General features: G+C 44.4%; 11 protein-coding genes. 6 read left to right on the top strand and 5 right to left on the bottom strand.

Translation table 11 applies throughout. The features are described 5' to 3' along the window. Window positions 1–329 precede the first annotated feature (329 nt). Entirely contained in the window at window positions 330–965 is a 636-nt protein-coding gene (locus tag IAE45_RS06895; RefSeq protein WP_142967428.1) for a pentapeptide repeat-containing protein, read from the top strand. Here IAE45_RS06895 and IAE45_RS06900 read toward each other — a convergent pair. Both IAE45_RS06900 and IAE45_RS06905 read right to left on the bottom strand, forming a co-directional pair. After that, entirely contained in the window at window positions 962–1,867 is a 906-nt protein-coding gene (locus tag IAE45_RS06900) for a magnesium transporter CorA family protein (RefSeq protein ID WP_005228093.1), read from the bottom strand. The two genes, IAE45_RS06895 and IAE45_RS06900, sit on opposite strands and share 4 nt — an antisense overlap. An 89-nt stretch (window positions 1,868–1,956) precedes the next feature. Then, entirely contained in the window at window positions 1,957–2,601 is a 645-nt protein-coding gene (locus tag IAE45_RS06905) for a deoxynucleoside kinase (protein ID WP_171805170.1), read from the bottom strand. Window positions 2,602–2,906: 305 nt separating this feature from the next. On the opposite strand from IAE45_RS06905, the gene mvk reads away from it, so the two are divergent. The 5 genes from mvk (at window position 2,907) to IAE45_RS06930 (ending at window position 9,203) form a co-directional block, all read left to right on the top strand. After that, window positions 2,907–3,839 carry a mevalonate kinase gene (gene mvk / locus IAE45_RS06910; protein ID WP_200125560.1) on the top strand — a complete coding sequence of 311 codons (933 nt, stop codon included), beginning with the start codon at window positions 2,907–2,909 and terminating at the stop codon, window positions 3,837–3,839. Further along, the gene (gene mvaD, locus IAE45_RS06915; protein WP_142968529.1) at window positions 3,832–4,830 is read left to right on the top strand and encodes a diphosphomevalonate decarboxylase; all 999 of its coding nucleotides are present in this window, start codon (window positions 3,832–3,834) and stop codon (window positions 4,828–4,830) included. The genes mvk and mvaD overlap by 8 nt, the downstream gene beginning before the upstream one ends. Before the next feature lie 36 nt (window positions 4,831–4,866). Continuing rightward, window positions 4,867–5,949: a phosphomevalonate kinase gene (locus tag IAE45_RS06920; protein ID WP_016609860.1), complete on the top strand. Its 1,083-nt coding sequence runs from the start codon at window positions 4,867–4,869 to the stop codon at window positions 5,947–5,949. Then, complete coding sequence (gene fni, locus IAE45_RS06925) at window positions 5,946–6,986, top strand: type 2 isopentenyl-diphosphate Delta-isomerase (protein WP_200125562.1); 1,041 nt, start codon at window positions 5,946–5,948, stop codon at window positions 6,984–6,986. The genes IAE45_RS06920 and fni overlap by 4 nt, the downstream gene beginning before the upstream one ends. Before the next feature lie 294 nt (window positions 6,987–7,280). Further along, window positions 7,281–9,203 (top strand): heavy metal translocating P-type ATPase, encoded by a 1,923-nt coding sequence (locus tag IAE45_RS06930; RefSeq protein WP_200125564.1) that lies wholly within the window; start codon window positions 7,281–7,283, stop codon window positions 9,201–9,203. An 84-nt stretch (window positions 9,204–9,287) separates the two neighbouring features. Here the strand turns inward: IAE45_RS06930 and celB are convergent, their stop codons facing one another. From celB to pnp, 3 genes are all read right to left on the bottom strand, one after another. Then, window positions 9,288–10,628: a PTS cellobiose transporter subunit IIC gene (gene celB / locus IAE45_RS06935; protein ID WP_200125566.1), complete on the bottom strand. Its 1,341-nt coding sequence runs from the start codon at window positions 10,626–10,628 to the stop codon at window positions 9,288–9,290. Between the two features lie 2 nt (window positions 10,629–10,630). Continuing rightward, window positions 10,631–12,031 carry a glycoside hydrolase family 1 protein gene (locus IAE45_RS06940; RefSeq protein ID WP_200125568.1) on the bottom strand — a complete coding sequence of 467 codons (1,401 nt, stop codon included), beginning with the start codon at window positions 12,029–12,031 and terminating at the stop codon, window positions 10,631–10,633. A gap of 210 nt (window positions 12,032–12,241) precedes the next feature. Beyond that, complete coding sequence (gene pnp, locus IAE45_RS06945; protein ID WP_005231801.1) at window positions 12,242–14,359, bottom strand: polyribonucleotide nucleotidyltransferase; 2,118 nt, start codon at window positions 14,357–14,359, stop codon at window positions 12,242–12,244. Between the last annotated feature and the right edge of the window lie 281 nt (window positions 14,360–14,640).

A 14,640-nucleotide genomic window follows, 5' to 3' on the forward strand; every position in this document is an offset into this window, starting at 1 on the left:
AATTTCCTCCTTTTGTTTACATTGTCATTATAGCTTGCTTGTGAATTTGAAAACTATCAACTTTTTCGCGATTTTAAAAATTTATGACAGTTTTTCGTTGATATACGTCACTTTCAGCGGATCAAGTTTCTGTATCAAAATTATTTTCGTCTTGCAAGCAAAAAGATTGTGAAAAAATATTTATTGAAAACCAAAGGTTTTCCTTGTTATAAAAGCATTCTGCAAACCGATTGAATAAATTTCACAATATTCTACCGCTTTTTCGCAACTATTGCGGCAGCGATCCGCCGTGTTATACTGAAGAGAAAAACAGATAGGATGGAATCTTGATGAAGAAAAAAATCGTATTGCCACTACTGCCCTTATTGTCGGCATTAGAGCCACAGGATTTTTATTTAGAAGAAGAACTGCTTTTCGAAGGTGCTTTCTTCGAAGGCGGTGACTATAGCTATGATGCTTGCAAAAACCTCATCTTGAAGCAATGTCATTTCAAGAAAGTGACGATGCAAAAAACACGCTTGAGTCAATGGGAATGCCAAAACGTTCTTTTTGAGAATTGCGATTTTTCTAATCTGGAATGTTTTGGCGCCAGCTTTCATCGGGTTCACTTTAAACAATGTAAATTGACTGGCACCAATTTTGCGGAAAGCTATTTCCGTGACTGCACCTTTGAAGATTGCGTGGCGAACTTTGCTTCTTTTAGCAACACCAATTTACGGACGATGCTGTTTCGTCAGTGCCAACTAAACGACAGTGAGTTTTATGAGATGGATTGGAAACACTTGACGCTACAAGAAAACCAGTTGAACAATAGCAACTGGTTTCACACAAAATTAGCAACTTTAGATTTTCGGACCAATCAATTTCAAAAGATCGCGTTGTCCTTTGAACAATTGCGGGGGCTAACGGTCGATCAAGAACAAGCCTTGGTCATCGCCGCCGGTCTAGGTTTGGTGATCGATTAACGAATTCTGCGCCATAAAGCAATCAACATCCAGATGGATAACACTAAACTGATCAATAAGGCAATCCCCCAACCGAAAATACTATTGGTAAAAGGCAGTGGAACATTCATGCCAAAGAAACTGGTGACAATGGAAGGCACAGTCAATAAGAGAGACCAAACGGTCAAAAACTTCATGGTATCATTCAAGTTATTGTTTAACAGATTATTGTAGGTTCCAGATAGTTGCTCTAAAATTTGAAAAGCCAGCAACGTCATTTCCACTGCCTGTTTGGCTTCGATCAGGGCATCATCCAGCTGTTCCCGCTCGTCATCATCCATCAAACGATAAATGGATAACGCTTTGATCTGCTCCAAGAGGACCGCATTTTGTTTCGTGGCAGACACTAAAAAGACTAAACCGACTTCCAAATCGGACATTTGCAGCAGGTTTTTATTGGTGGTTTTTTCCCGAAGTCGCTGATTCAAGCGAATCCGATCACTATTGACTTCTTCGACTAGCGGAAAAAACGTGCCTGAAATCAAGAATAAGCTTTGAAACAAAAAGTGCAGCGGTGTTTGCTGCGGCTTTTGCAGGATCAAGCGCTCCATCATCGGAATCACATAACGGGTATCATGGGAGGCAAAAGTAAAGATCTGCTTCTTTTTTAAAATAAACGTCATTGGGCTGGTCTCAAAATGATTATCCCGCTTTTCTTGCTGAGGTACGTTGAAAACCAGCAGCAATGCTTCTTCTTCGGCATCGTATTCGACTCGTGCGCGTTCGTTTTTATCTAGAGAATACGTAAGCATCTCATCCGACAGATGATATTGTTTTTGTAGTGCCATCACGCTTTTTGCGTCTTGCTGGTCGACTTGAATCCATTCATAGTTTCCATCATAAAAGACATGTTTGTTTTCCAAAGTCCATCCTCCACTCTTGCTTTCTTCTATTATAAAAGAAAACAGCCAGAAGCCCAATCAAAGGACTTTTCTGGCTGTATCGGCTATTGCTATTTGCGGGCGTCTTTCAAAGCATCTTCCACCATTGTTAAAACGGCCTGTGCCGCTTGCGGGTCTTCGACAAAATTGAATCGATCGCCATCGATCTGGATCTTTGGACTCTCATTGTACTCTTCGTACCATTGATCGTAGCGTTTGTTCAACTCTTTGTAGTAGTCGTATAACGAAGGATCAAAGGTCAATTGTTCGTATTCCCGTCCGCGTTTTTCAATACGCTCCAACATCGTTTCAAAAGAAACGCGAATATGCACCAAAAGATCTGGATGCTTTTTGTGGGCTGCATACGGCAGCTCTTCCAACATATTGGCTAACAATTCATCATAGACTTTGACTTCGGTATCGGTCGCTCGCCCAAGGTCCGCATTTAAATGGAACAACAGTGAATCCTCATAAATGGAACGGTCCAAGACGTTATTGTCGTCTTTCATAGCTTGCTTGATACTTTCAAATCGTTTATTTAAGAAATAGATTTGCAGTAAAAACGCATATTTATTTGGATCTGCATAAAATAATGGTAACACTTCATTGTCATCGATCGATTCATAAAAGGCTTGACTGCCAAAATGATTGGCGATCAATGCGGTCAAACTTGATTTACCGGCACCAATCGTTCCTGCTAATACGATCACGCTCATATCCCCCAACTCACTCATCACTAAATATTGTATGTTGCATTTGCGATATCAACTATACAACACTATATCTTGTGCCGTCAACTGAAACTTTCGAAGCACAGATCAAGAAGTTTTTCAATAAAAGTTTAAAGATTTTTGCTTTTTTTTGAAATCTCATACGGAATGCTTAACGAAAGAGCCTTCTTCTAGTAAAATAGGAAAGGATCTTTAATTAAATTGTGTTTTTGTCAGGAGATAGTTACAATTGACTGACAAACGATAAATGAATCATGTGGGGTAAGCTCCCTAGAGAAATGAGGAAAATAATGTCAATTGGTACTGGCATAGCTACAGGAAAAATCATCTTAATGGGTGAACATTCAGTTGTTTACGGTGAACCAGCAATTGCTTTCCCTTTTGCGGGAGCAAAAGTACAAGTCGAGATCACAGCAAATGAAACAAACACCTTGATTTCAAGTTACTATCACGGTCTGCTTGAAGAAGTCCCCAGCCACTTAAAAAATGTCAAAGACTTGCTGCATCGTCTGCAACAAGATTTCCACACGGGTCCTTTTGCAACCTCCATCGTCAGCACCATCCCTTCTGAACGGGGAATGGGTTCTAGCGCGGCGGTCGCTGTTGCATTGACTCGCGCTTTTTTTGATTGGATCAAAAAAGATTTTACAAAAGAAGAATTGATGACCTATGTCAACTTTTCTGAAAAAATCGCTCACGGTAATCCTAGCGGGATCGATGCTGCAGCAGCTAGTGGGACGGATGCCATTTACTTTATCAAAGGACATCCCATCACTTCGTTTCCCCTCACGATCGACGGTTATTTGCTCGTCGCTGATACTGGTATCAAAGGGCAAACGAGAGAAGCTGTCAAAAGTGTCGCCCATCTTTTTGAAACCAGCAAGCAGCTGGCTAGTCAAGCGATCCAGCGTTTAGGGATCGAAACCAAAAGAGCCAAAGAGGCCATCATAGCCAATCAATTAGAAATATTAGGCGAAAGCATGAACAATGCCCATCAGGCACTGCAGCAGTTAGGGGTCAGCAATCAGCAACTGGATCAGTTGGTTTCCTCAGCATTGGCACAAGGGGCTTATGGGGCGAAGCTGACCGGCGGGGGCCGAGGCGGCTGTATGATCGCACTAACCAAAACGAAGGAACAGGCTGAGAACATCAGCCGTATTTTATTGTCCGATGGCGCTCGTGCGGCATGGATACAAGGATTAGGAGTTTATGAACATGTATAAGGGAAAGGCTCGTGCCTACACGAATATCGCATTGATCAAGTATTGGGGAAAACAAGACGAAACCTTCATTTTACCGATGAACAATAGTTTGTCCCTGACCCTCGATGCTTTTTACACAGAAACAACGGTGGCTTTTTCACCCGATTTTACGCAAGATCGCTTTACATTGGATGGCGTGGTGCAAACAGACGCTGCCACCAAAAAAGTTACGGACTTCTTGGATCTGGTACGAAAAAAAGCGGACTGCCCGTGGTATGCCACGGTGGAAAGTCAAAACTTCGTCCCAACCGCGGCTGGACTTGCCTCTTCTGCCAGCGGATTAGCGGCATTGGCGGGTGCCTGTAGTGAAGCACTGGACTTAAACTTGTCGGAGCAAGCGTTATCCCGTTTGGCCCGTCGCGGTTCTGGTTCGGCTTGTCGGAGTATCTATGGCGGCTTTGCTGAATGGCATCAAGGCACCGATGAGACTTCTTTTGCCACCCAAGTGCCGTCGAATGGCTGGGAAGAAGAATTGAGTATGATCTTTATCTTAATCAACGCACAAGCCAAAGAAGTCTCCAGTCGTGAGGGGATGCGCCGAACCGTTGAAACCTCGAGCTTTTATCCAGGCTGGCTTTCTGCCACTGCGAGCGATCTAGTGAAAATGAAACAAGCGATTGCCGAAAAAGACTTTACTGCTTTAGGTGAAACGACCGAGGCCAACGCCTTGAAAATGCATGGAACGACCTTAGCCGCCGAACCACCTTTTACTTATTGGTCTTCTGAATCTTTGCGAGCTATGGAATGTGTCCGAATGCTGCGAAAAAAAGGATTAGCTTGCTATTTCACAATGGATGCTGGTCCCAATGTCAAAGTTTTATGCCAAAAACAAGAAGAACAAACGATTTTACGTGAATTAAGTGCTCACTTTGCCTCAGAACAATTAGTAACTGCTCATGCGGGCAAAGGATTAGCCTTTTTACCGGTGGAAGAATCTTCCCCCATCAACTAAGAAGCCATTAAGAAGCCATCGATTAGGAGTGTCGAAATGATTGAACTATCCGTTCCTGGAAAACTATTTATTGCTGGTGAATACGCCGTTGTCGAACCTGGTCATCCTGCAATCATCGTTGCCGTTGACCAATTTATCACGGTCACTGTTGAAGAGGCCCGTAAAAACGGCAGCATCCAGTCTGCCCAATACAGCGACCTGCCGATTCGCTGGACGCGTCGCAAAGGCGAATTAGTCTTAGACCACCGGGATAACCCGTTCCACTATATTTTGGCAGCCATTCGTCTGACGGAAAAATATGCCCAAGAAAAAGGCATCCCCCTTTCCTTTTACGATTTAAAAGTGACCAGTGAACTGGATAACTCGAACGGTCGCAAATATGGCCTCGGTTCCAGCGGTGCCGTGACTGTTGCCACGGTCAAAGCATTGAATCTGTACTATCAAATGGAAATGGATCGGTTGACCCAATTCAAAATTGCGGCTCTTGCCCATCTCGCTGTTCAAGGCAATGGGTCGTGCGGTGATATTGCGGCCTCTTGCTATGGCGGCTGGATCGCTTTTTCAACCTTCGATCACGACTGGGTCTTAGCCAAACAAAAAGACCATACCTTAACAGAATTGATCGCTTTCGATTGGCCAGGATTATCGATCCGTCCCTTGACGGTTCCGAAATCGCTTCGACTGCTGATTGGCTGGACAGGCTCTCCAGCCTCCACCTCTGACTTAGTGGATCAAGTCTATCAATCCAAAGAAGAAAAAGAAAACGCCTATGCGGCCTTTTTAGCAGCCAGCAAAGACTGCGTCAATCGATTGATCGACGGCTTCTTAAATGAAGACAGTCGCACGATCAAAAAAATGATCACGGAAAATCGAAAGCTCCTGCGGGAGTTGTCTGCACTGACTGGTGTACCGATTGAAACCCCCGCACTTAAAAAGCTTTGTGATCTAGCAGAAAATTATTGTGGCGCAGCCAAATCTTCCGGTGCCGGCGGCGGCGATTGCGGCATCGTGATCGTTGACCAGAAAACCGGTATTTTACCATTGATGAGTGCGTGGGAAAAAGCCGAGATCACCCCCTTGCCGCTGCATGTTTACCATTACCGGGAGGACCTATCATGAATCGAAAAGATGAACATGTTTCCTTAGCAAAAGCGTTCCATAAAGAACACAGCAACGATTTTGATGCAGTTCGCTTGGTCCACCAATCATTTCCACAAATTGATGTGGCTGATGTGTCGATTGCGACAACTGTCTTTGATCGCTCATTTTCCAGCCCTTTTTTCATCAATGCCATGACGGGCGGCAGTGAAAAAACCTTAAAAATCAACCAAGAGTTAGCAGAGATCGCACAAGCCTGTGAGTTGATGATGGCAACCGGCTCCGTTTCGGCTGCCTTAAAAGACCCAAGTGTCGCCGACTCTTTCCGTATCGTCCGTAAAGCCAATCCTGACGGCTTCTTATTAGCCAATATTGGCGCGGGCAGTCCCGTTGAAAATGCACAACGGGCAGTGGAATTGTTTGGTGCCGATGCCTTGCAGATCCATCTTAATGCACCGCAAGAATTAGTGATGCCCGAAGGTGATCGTCAATTTAGCCAATGGCTGTCCTTATTGGAAAAAACGATTGCTTCCGTTGCCGTTCCGATTGTCGTCAAAGAGGTCGGCTTTGGGATGTCCCGTGAAACGATCCAGCAGTTACTGGCGATCGGCGTACAAACCATTGATGTTGCTGGCAGCGGCGGCACAAGTTTTACTCAAATCGAAAATGCTCGCCGGAAAAAACGTGAATTGGCGTATCTAGATACCTTCGGCCAATCCACCGTGATTTCCTTGCTGGAAGCAAACGAGATCCAACAACCCTTTACCCGCATCGCTTCAGGCGGGGTTCGAGATGCTTACGATATCTTCAAAGCACTTTGCCTTGGTGCAGATAGTGTAGGACTATCAGCCACGATCCTCGTGCTGCTTTTGTCAAAAGGCAAAGAAGAAACCATCGCCACCTTACGATCATGGAAGGAACAGCTACAGCTGCTCTACACTATGGCAGGACAGACAAGTACCAAAGACCTCACCAAGGTCCAGCTGATTTTTTCTGGCGCTGTCAAAGAGTGGTGTGAAGCACGTCAAATTCCCTTAGCAAAGTATAGTTTGCGTTAAGCGATCCAATCGCTGACTACCACATCAAATAAGTAAAAGCAGTATAATTCGTTTTTTATTGTACTGCTTTTTTTGTGCGCTTTTCTTTATAATAGAGAATTCTCCATTTAACATTTGGATATCAACGTTATTTAATCGCTACTTGATAATCACTTTCATTATCAGGTACGTTGTTTTTTTACCATCTTGTTTTCGAATGTGCTATGCTCAAGTTGAGGGAGGAACAATCGATTATTTCTTGAGAAAAGGATCGGTTTTTCATTCCTAGACTACATTCAAAAGGAGGCGTTTCTTATGAGTAAATCAGAATCGTCGGCTGTTTTTTCAACGATCGCTTGTTTGCTATTGATGGCAACTGGCTTTCTTATGGCATCTTTTTCCATTCCTTATAGCTTTGTCCCTTATCTGTTAGCGATTCTTGCTGGTGGTTGGAAACAAACCTGGGAAGGCACGCAAGAATTGGTGCACGACAAACGGTTGAACGTCGATCTATTGATGGCATTAGCCGCCATTGGTGCCTGTATCATTGGTCATTGGTTTGAAGGGGCGATGCTGACCTTTATCTTTTGTTTGAGCGGTGCCCTTGAGGAATATACGACCAACAAAAGTACGCGAGAAATTAGTTCATTAATGGCACTGCAACCAACGACTGCCTTAAAAATGATTGAAAGTGGCGAGCTCGTCGAAGTACCAGTAGAAGCCCTTCAGTTAAAAGATACGATTATGGTGGCAAAAGGCAGTGCGATCCCGATCGACGGTATCGTGATCCAAGGAAACAGCAGCGTTGATGAGGCGGCCATCAGTGGCGAATCCATTCCTGTCGAGAAACGTTTAGGCAGTGAAGTCTTTAGCGGAACCATCAACCTCGGGCAGCCATTGTACATTGAAGTTACCCAAACGAGTGAAAACACCCGCTTTGCAAAAATCATTCAATTGGTGGAAGAAGCACAGCAAATGCCAAGTCAAACGGCGACCCTGATTGAAAAAATCGAACGGATCTATGTGCCGATCGTCTTGATCGCCGTCCCGCTAATGATCGTTTTGTGTACGTTTTTCACGAATTGGGGGTTCCAAGAAAGCTTTTATCGCGGCATGGTCTTACTGGTGGTGGCATCTCCTTGTGCCTTAGTCGCCTCTGCTACTCCTGCGACCTTAGCAGCCATTTCTCACGCTGCTCGTTTAGGCGTTTTATGTAAAGGCGGACAAGCCTTGGATGCCTTTGCCAATGTCAAAGCGATCGCTTTTGACAAAACCGGAACGCTGACTCGCGGTAAACCTGCTGTCACTGATGTCCATCTGTTGCTGGATGAACCCTTTATTCCCCAACTGATCGTCGGGATGGAAAAACAATCAAATCACCCATTGGCTGAGTCGATCTTGGCGTATTTTCATGATGAAAAGCCGTTGGAATTAGCCGTGGAAGAACAAGCGGGAGTCGGTCTAGCCGCCACTTACCAAGCTGCCCATTGGACGATTGGAAAAGAAGTCGATCTAACCTCTGTTGCTGCCAGTGAGCAAACCCGCATCCACGAATTGAAAGCAGCTGGAAAAACCTTGATTTATATCAATCGTGACCGTGTGTTAGCAGGGTATTTAGCGCTATTGGATCAGCCCCGTCCTGAAGCTCGCGAGAGTCTTGCCTACTTCAATGAGCAGGGGATTCACACGACAATGCTGACGGGTGATCATTTAGGTACTGCTAAAGTGATCGCAGCAGAAATCGGCTTGTCTGACTACGAAAGTGATTGCCTGCCTGATGAGAAAACCACTCGTATCAAAGAAATGAAAGAAACCTACAAAATCAATGCGATGGTCGGTGATGGGATCAATGATGCTCCAGCCTTAGCCACCGCAAGTGTGGGGATCGCGATGGGCGAAGGAACTGACGTCGCAATGGATGTGGCGGACATCGTCTTGATGAAAAATGATTTGCTGCGCTTGGTCGACAGTCACCGTTTGGCTAAAAAATTACAGCGGATCATCAAACAAAACATCGTCTTTTCTATCAGTGTCATCTTGTTGCTAATCGCTTCAAACTTCCTTGAATTTCTCACGCTACCTCTAGGGGTCGTGGGTCATGAAGGAAGCACGATATTAGTTATCTTAAACGGGTTGCGTATGCTTTTGCCATTACACAAAGAAACACCCCAGCAAGCCAAACCAACCCGCAAAGATTGCGATGATTGTGTCTTGTATCAACAGTCTTTGCATACGTGACCACTATTTGCACTAGCAAAAACGCCCATTGTTGGCACTTCACTAGAAGTCCAACAATGGGCATTTTTACTGTATTTTTTCTACTTATACTTGATTGGCAAGTTGCTCCGTGTAGAGTTTGCCATCGTACATCTTAAAGAATGGATAATAGCAGAGAATGGAAACCCCTAAGTTGATCAAAGCGATCAGGATGGCTCGGAAATCACCGCCGGTTCCTAAAAACGCCCCAATTCCGACTGGCGAGATCCAGGGAATGCCCGTAATGACTTTATCGACAAAGCCAAACGAGCTAGCAAAGTAAGCAATCGTCACGTTGATCATAGGGGTTACGATAAAGGGGATGATCAAATACGGATTGTAGACGATCGGTGCCCCGAAGATCACTGGTTCATTGATGTTAAAAAGCCCCGGTAAGATCGCTGCTTTTCCTAAGACTTTGAGCTGTTGTGATTTTGCCACAAACAACATCAATAAAACCAATCCAAGCGTACTGCCTGCGCCGCCCATAAAAATATACATGTTCACGAAATCCCCAGCAAAAATATTATTAGCACCATCGATATTTTCCGTTAGAGCCACCAACAGGATGGGATTGATGAAACTATTTTTAATAACAGCCGTCCCATGAACCCCCACTGCCCATAAGAGATGGATAAGGAGCATAATCACGATGATTCCTAACCAAGAACCCGTCAACTCTTTCACGAATTCAAATGGTTTGGACAGCAATCCGTGAAGATCCGTGTGGAAAACCGCCAGTCCCCCGTTGATCGCCACCATCAAAAAGGCGATCAAAATCGCTGGGATCAATGACGCAAATGCCTTACTGACTCCATCAGGAACTCCTTCAGGCATCTGGATGGTGATCTTTCTTCTTACACAAAAACGATAGACCGACGTAGCAAGCACTGCGGTGATGATCCCAATAAAGATGCCTACCCCGCTAAAGCGTGTGATCCAACCGCCTATGGCGATCCCATTGTAAACAATGGCAGTTTCGCTTTCTGACTGCAGCAATTGAGCTGCCCCGTCGGTAATGTCGACTTGAATGATCGTCATTAAAAAGGCAAACAAACTTAATAACGCCCCTACAAAACTGCTCATAGTCAAATGATCTTCTTTATGATAAATCTCAGTTAAATAATACCCTGTTGCTAAACAATAAAAAACAGCAATCGAGCCGACAGACATCGTGGTCACGACACTATAGAGCGGTGAAAATCGTAAAATCGTTTGTTCGAAAAAGCCAGCCAGTGGTGGAATGATCTGCGGTAAATTATTGATGATCAAAAAGATCGATCCGACGATCGTAAAAGGGACCGTAATGATCCCTGCTTGCATGATTGCGCGAATAAAGCGTAAATTCGCCAACTTATTCAAAGGCGGCATCAAACGCGTTTCTAAAAAGGTAAAAACACTTGTCATCGTTACTCCTCCAACGAAGGGATCGCCCCTTCTTCAATCAGCTTTTGATACCAATAAAAGCTGTCTTTTCTCACTCGTTTTTGTTCTTTTTCCTGTGCATCATTGCGATCCACGTAAATGAAGCCATACCGTTTTCGAATCCCCTCGTGTACACTGATCAAATCAATGGCAGACCACGGACTGTATCCGATCAGATCCACCCCAGCATTGATCGCGGCTAAGCATTGGCTGATATGCTGCGACAAATAATCGATACGGTACGGATCATGAACCGTGCCATCTGCTTCTAGATGATCTTCTGCCCCTAAGCCGTTTTCGGTAATGATGATCGGTAAGTGGTAACGATCATAAAGAGTCTGCAACGTCGTTTTCAGCCCCAAGGGATCGATGGTCCAATTGAAGGCATTTTTCTTCAAGAACGTATTGGTGAACCCTTTGTAAAAACCACGCTCCATAATGTCTTCACTTTGCTGATCGCTGATACCGTTTTTCATATCCCCAGCTTCCGTCGGCTGCTCCACTGTCACTGTGGTGTAGAAGTTCATCGCGACAAAGTCAGGCAGAGCCCGTTTCATCAACGCCTCATCCTCCGGACCAAAGTCAATCGTGAGACCGTTTTGGTTCAAATAATCTTGAAAGACCGTGTTGTAACGACCGAAGCAGGCAAAATCAAGGTAAGCCCAGTTCCGGACACTGTTGAAATACAACGCTGCTTGGTTGTCTTCTGGTCGACTAGTCGCCGCATAGACCAACGAAATATTCGGCACCGGTCCGATTTTGCCATTTGGAACGATTTCATGACACGCTTCGAAGGCATATTTTTCAGCGATCATCAGGTGATGAAATTGCTGGTATTTTTCTGATAATGGAATTTTTTTCCCTAATATTTTTTGATCCACCAGCAGCATGATATTTGGTTCATTGATCGTCAGCCAGTGCGTCACTCGATCCCCATAGGCCGTAAACAGCGTTTTGGCATATGCGGCAAATGCCTCAACGGTGCTGCGTTTTGTCCAGCCGCCTTCGTCTTCCAATGCTTGCGGCAAGTCAAAATGGTTCAACGTCACAAAGGGCTGAATCCCGTGTTTCAGCAATTCATCAATGACATCGCTGTAATGATCCAAGCCTTTTTGATTAATAGTACCGCGCCCTTCTGGAAAAATTCGCGACCAAGCGATCGAAAAGCGGAAAATTTTGATCCTCATTTCCGCTAACAAGGCGATATCCTCTTTGTACTTGTGGTAATGGTCGACAGCCACTGTAAAATCTGCGATCTCATGGTTGTCTCTTGGACGAGTATCTTGGACACTCAGCCCCTTACCGTCGGTTTGATACGCCCCTTCGGTTTGGTGCGCGGAAATCGATGCTCCCCACAAAAAATCGGTTGGAAATGTTTGTTTCATATCGTACTCCTTATCCTAAATAAGATGCGTTTGACATCTTAGAATTATTGCTTGCATAGCAAAGACAATATTCTGAATTATCTCTTATTTTTCGCGGTAACGCAAAAAATAACTCCTGTCAAGTAAGACCCTCTTGAAGAGCTGCTACTTAGACACAAAAAAAGCAAAGTCCAGTTTCCTAGACTTTGCTTATGATTTAGAAGTAGCAGCTTATTTTTTCTCTGCTTTGTCTTCGTTCAATAGTGCTTTTCTTGAAAGGTTCACACGACCTTGTTTGTCGATTTCTGTAACCTTCACTAAGATTTCGTCGCCTTCTTTGACAACGTCTTCCACTTTGTTGACCCGTTCGTTCGCAAGTTGTGAAATATGAACTAAGCCGTCTTTGCCTTTGATCAAGTTGACAAACGCACCGAATTTTTCAATACGGACAACTTTCCCAAGGTACACTTCGCCAACTTTTACTTCTTTCGTCAATTCTTCAATGATCTTGATGGCTTTTTGGATCATTTCTGCATCAGCAGAAGCAATCGAAACTTTTCCGTCTTGATCGATATCGATTTTCACGCCAGTTTCATCAATGATGCCATTGATGGTGTCGCCGCCTTTACCGATTACATCTTTGATCTTCGCAGGATCGATTTGGATCATTTCGATCTTCGGTGCGTATTGGCTTAACTCTTCACGAGGAGCAGCCAATGTTGATGTCAATTCATTTAAGATTTCCATCCGCGCTTTTTTCGCTTGATCTAATGCTTCTGTCAAGATTTGTTCAGTGATCCCTTGAATCTTGATATCCATTTGTAACGCAGTGATCCCATCTTTGGTTCCAGCAACTTTAAAGTCCATATCGCCAAGGTGATCTTCTAAGCCTTGGATATCCGTTAAGATCGTGTAGTTTTCACCATCAGATACAAGTCCCATTGCGATACCTGCAACTGGTGCTTTGATTGGCACCCCTGCATCCATCAATGCTAAGGTTCCTGCACAAATACTTGCTTGAGAAGAAGAACCATTTGATTCTAATACTTCTGCAACAAGACGGATTGTGTAAGGGAAGTCTGTTTCATCAGGAATCACTTGTGCTAAGGCACGTTCGCCTAATGCACCATGACCGATTTCACGACGCCCTGGTGAGCCAGCACGACCAGTCGAACCAACAGAAAATTGAGGGAAGTTGTAATGGTGGATGAATCGTTTTGATTCTTCAACCCCTAATCCATCAATGATTTGGTGTTCACCTAAAGGTGCCAACGTACAAGCAGACAATGCTTGAGTTTGTCCCCGAGTAAATAGACCAGAACCATGAACACGTGGCAATAAGCCAACTTCTGATGCCAATGGACGGATTTCGTCTAATTGACGGCCATCCGGACGAATCTTGTCGATGGTGATCAATTCGCGAACCACATCTTTTTCAAGATCTTCTGCGATTTGTTTCACTTCTTTCAAGAATTGTGCTTCCTCTTCATGTCCAGCAAATTTTTCTGCATATACTTCTTTCACTGTGTCTTTGACTTTATCGATCTCGTCTTCACGAGCCAATTTTTCTTCCGTCATAACAGCAGTTTTCATTGTTTGGTAGTAGCCGTCGAAAATTTCTTTTTTCAAGTCAGCATCTACTTGTAACAATTTGACTTCCATTTTTGGTTTGCCCACAGCTGCGACAACTTCTTCTTGGAAGGCAACCAATTCTTTGATAGCATCAAAACCGAATAATAACGCACCTAACATGTCTTCTTCAGAAACTTCTTTCGCTCCTGATTCAACCATGTTGATGGCTTTTTTCGTTCCAGCTACTGTCAATTCGATATCGGTTTGTTCTGCTTGTTCTACTGTTGGATTCAAGACGTATTCGCCATTGACCCGACCGACATCGACACCAGCGATCGGTCCGTCAAACGGGATATCTGAAATAGATAACGCTAAAGAAGAACCTAACATTGCTGCCATTGCAGGCGTACAATCTTGTTCAACACTCATTACGATGTTTGTAACTTGTACTTCGTTACGGAAGCCTTCCGCAAACATTGGACGGATCGGACGGTCGATCAAGCGGGCAGTCAAGGTTGCTTCCGTACTTGGACGTCCTTCACGTTTGATAAAGCCACCAGGTACTTTCCCTACGGCATACATTTTTTCTTCGTAATTGATCGTTAATGGGAAAAAGTCGGTATCTTTTGCTTCCTTAGATGCAACCGCTGCACTTAGGACAACCGTATCGCCATAACGAACCAATACAGCTCCGTTTGCTTGCTTGGCTAATTGGCCAACTTCTACTTCTAATGGGCGGCCGCCCCAAGTTGTTTTGAATACTTGTTTTTCTGTCATGTTCTGCTCCTTTTCATCGGATCCCAGCAAGTCACTACTAAACAAATGAAAAAATCGGAATGGCGTTCCGCTGCTTTCATTTGGTTAGTAGGATGCTGCTTACAAGGACCCAAAATTCTTTTTGGCTGCGCTTTTTGATTCACCAGTCAAAAGGCCGCTATTTCGGTGTTTCACTTTTAGATGGCTCGAGCTTACCTGTCAGACTGCATCAGCTGTTTTAGCCGACAATGCAGTCGCAGTGATTCCGCTGCTTGGTCACTACGCTCGCTGCTCTCGCCTAG

This window comes from Enterococcus sp. S53 (assembly GCF_016516865.1).
Lineage (GTDB): Bacteria > Bacillota > Bacilli > Lactobacillales > Enterococcaceae > Enterococcus_D > Enterococcus_D innesii.

Coding starts and splice junctions, on each gene's coding strand:
- IAE45_RS06895 (WP_142967428.1), top strand. CDS start 330: ATGAAGAAAAAAATCGTATTGCCACTACTGCCCTTATTGTCGGCATTA.
- IAE45_RS06905 (WP_171805170.1), bottom strand. CDS start 2,601: ATGAGCGTGATCGTATTAGCAGGAACGATTGGTGCCGGTAAATCAAGT.
- mvk (WP_200125560.1), top strand. CDS start 2,907: ATGTCAATTGGTACTGGCATAGCTACAGGAAAAATCATCTTAATGGGT.
- mvaD (WP_142968529.1), top strand. CDS start 3,832: ATGTATAAGGGAAAGGCTCGTGCCTACACGAATATCGCATTGATCAAG.
- IAE45_RS06920 (WP_016609860.1), top strand. CDS start 4,867: ATGATTGAACTATCCGTTCCTGGAAAACTATTTATTGCTGGTGAATAC.
- fni (WP_200125562.1), top strand. CDS start 5,946: ATGAATCGAAAAGATGAACATGTTTCCTTAGCAAAAGCGTTCCATAAA.
- IAE45_RS06930 (WP_200125564.1), top strand. CDS start 7,281: ATGAGTAAATCAGAATCGTCGGCTGTTTTTTCAACGATCGCTTGTTTG.
- celB (WP_200125566.1), bottom strand. CDS start 10,628: ATGACAAGTGTTTTTACCTTTTTAGAAACGCGTTTGATGCCGCCTTTG.
- IAE45_RS06940 (WP_200125568.1), bottom strand. CDS start 12,031: ATGAAACAAACATTTCCAACCGATTTTTTGTGGGGAGCATCGATTTCC.
- pnp (WP_005231801.1), bottom strand. CDS start 14,359: ATGACAGAAAAACAAGTATTCAAAACAACTTGGGGCGGCCGCCCATTA.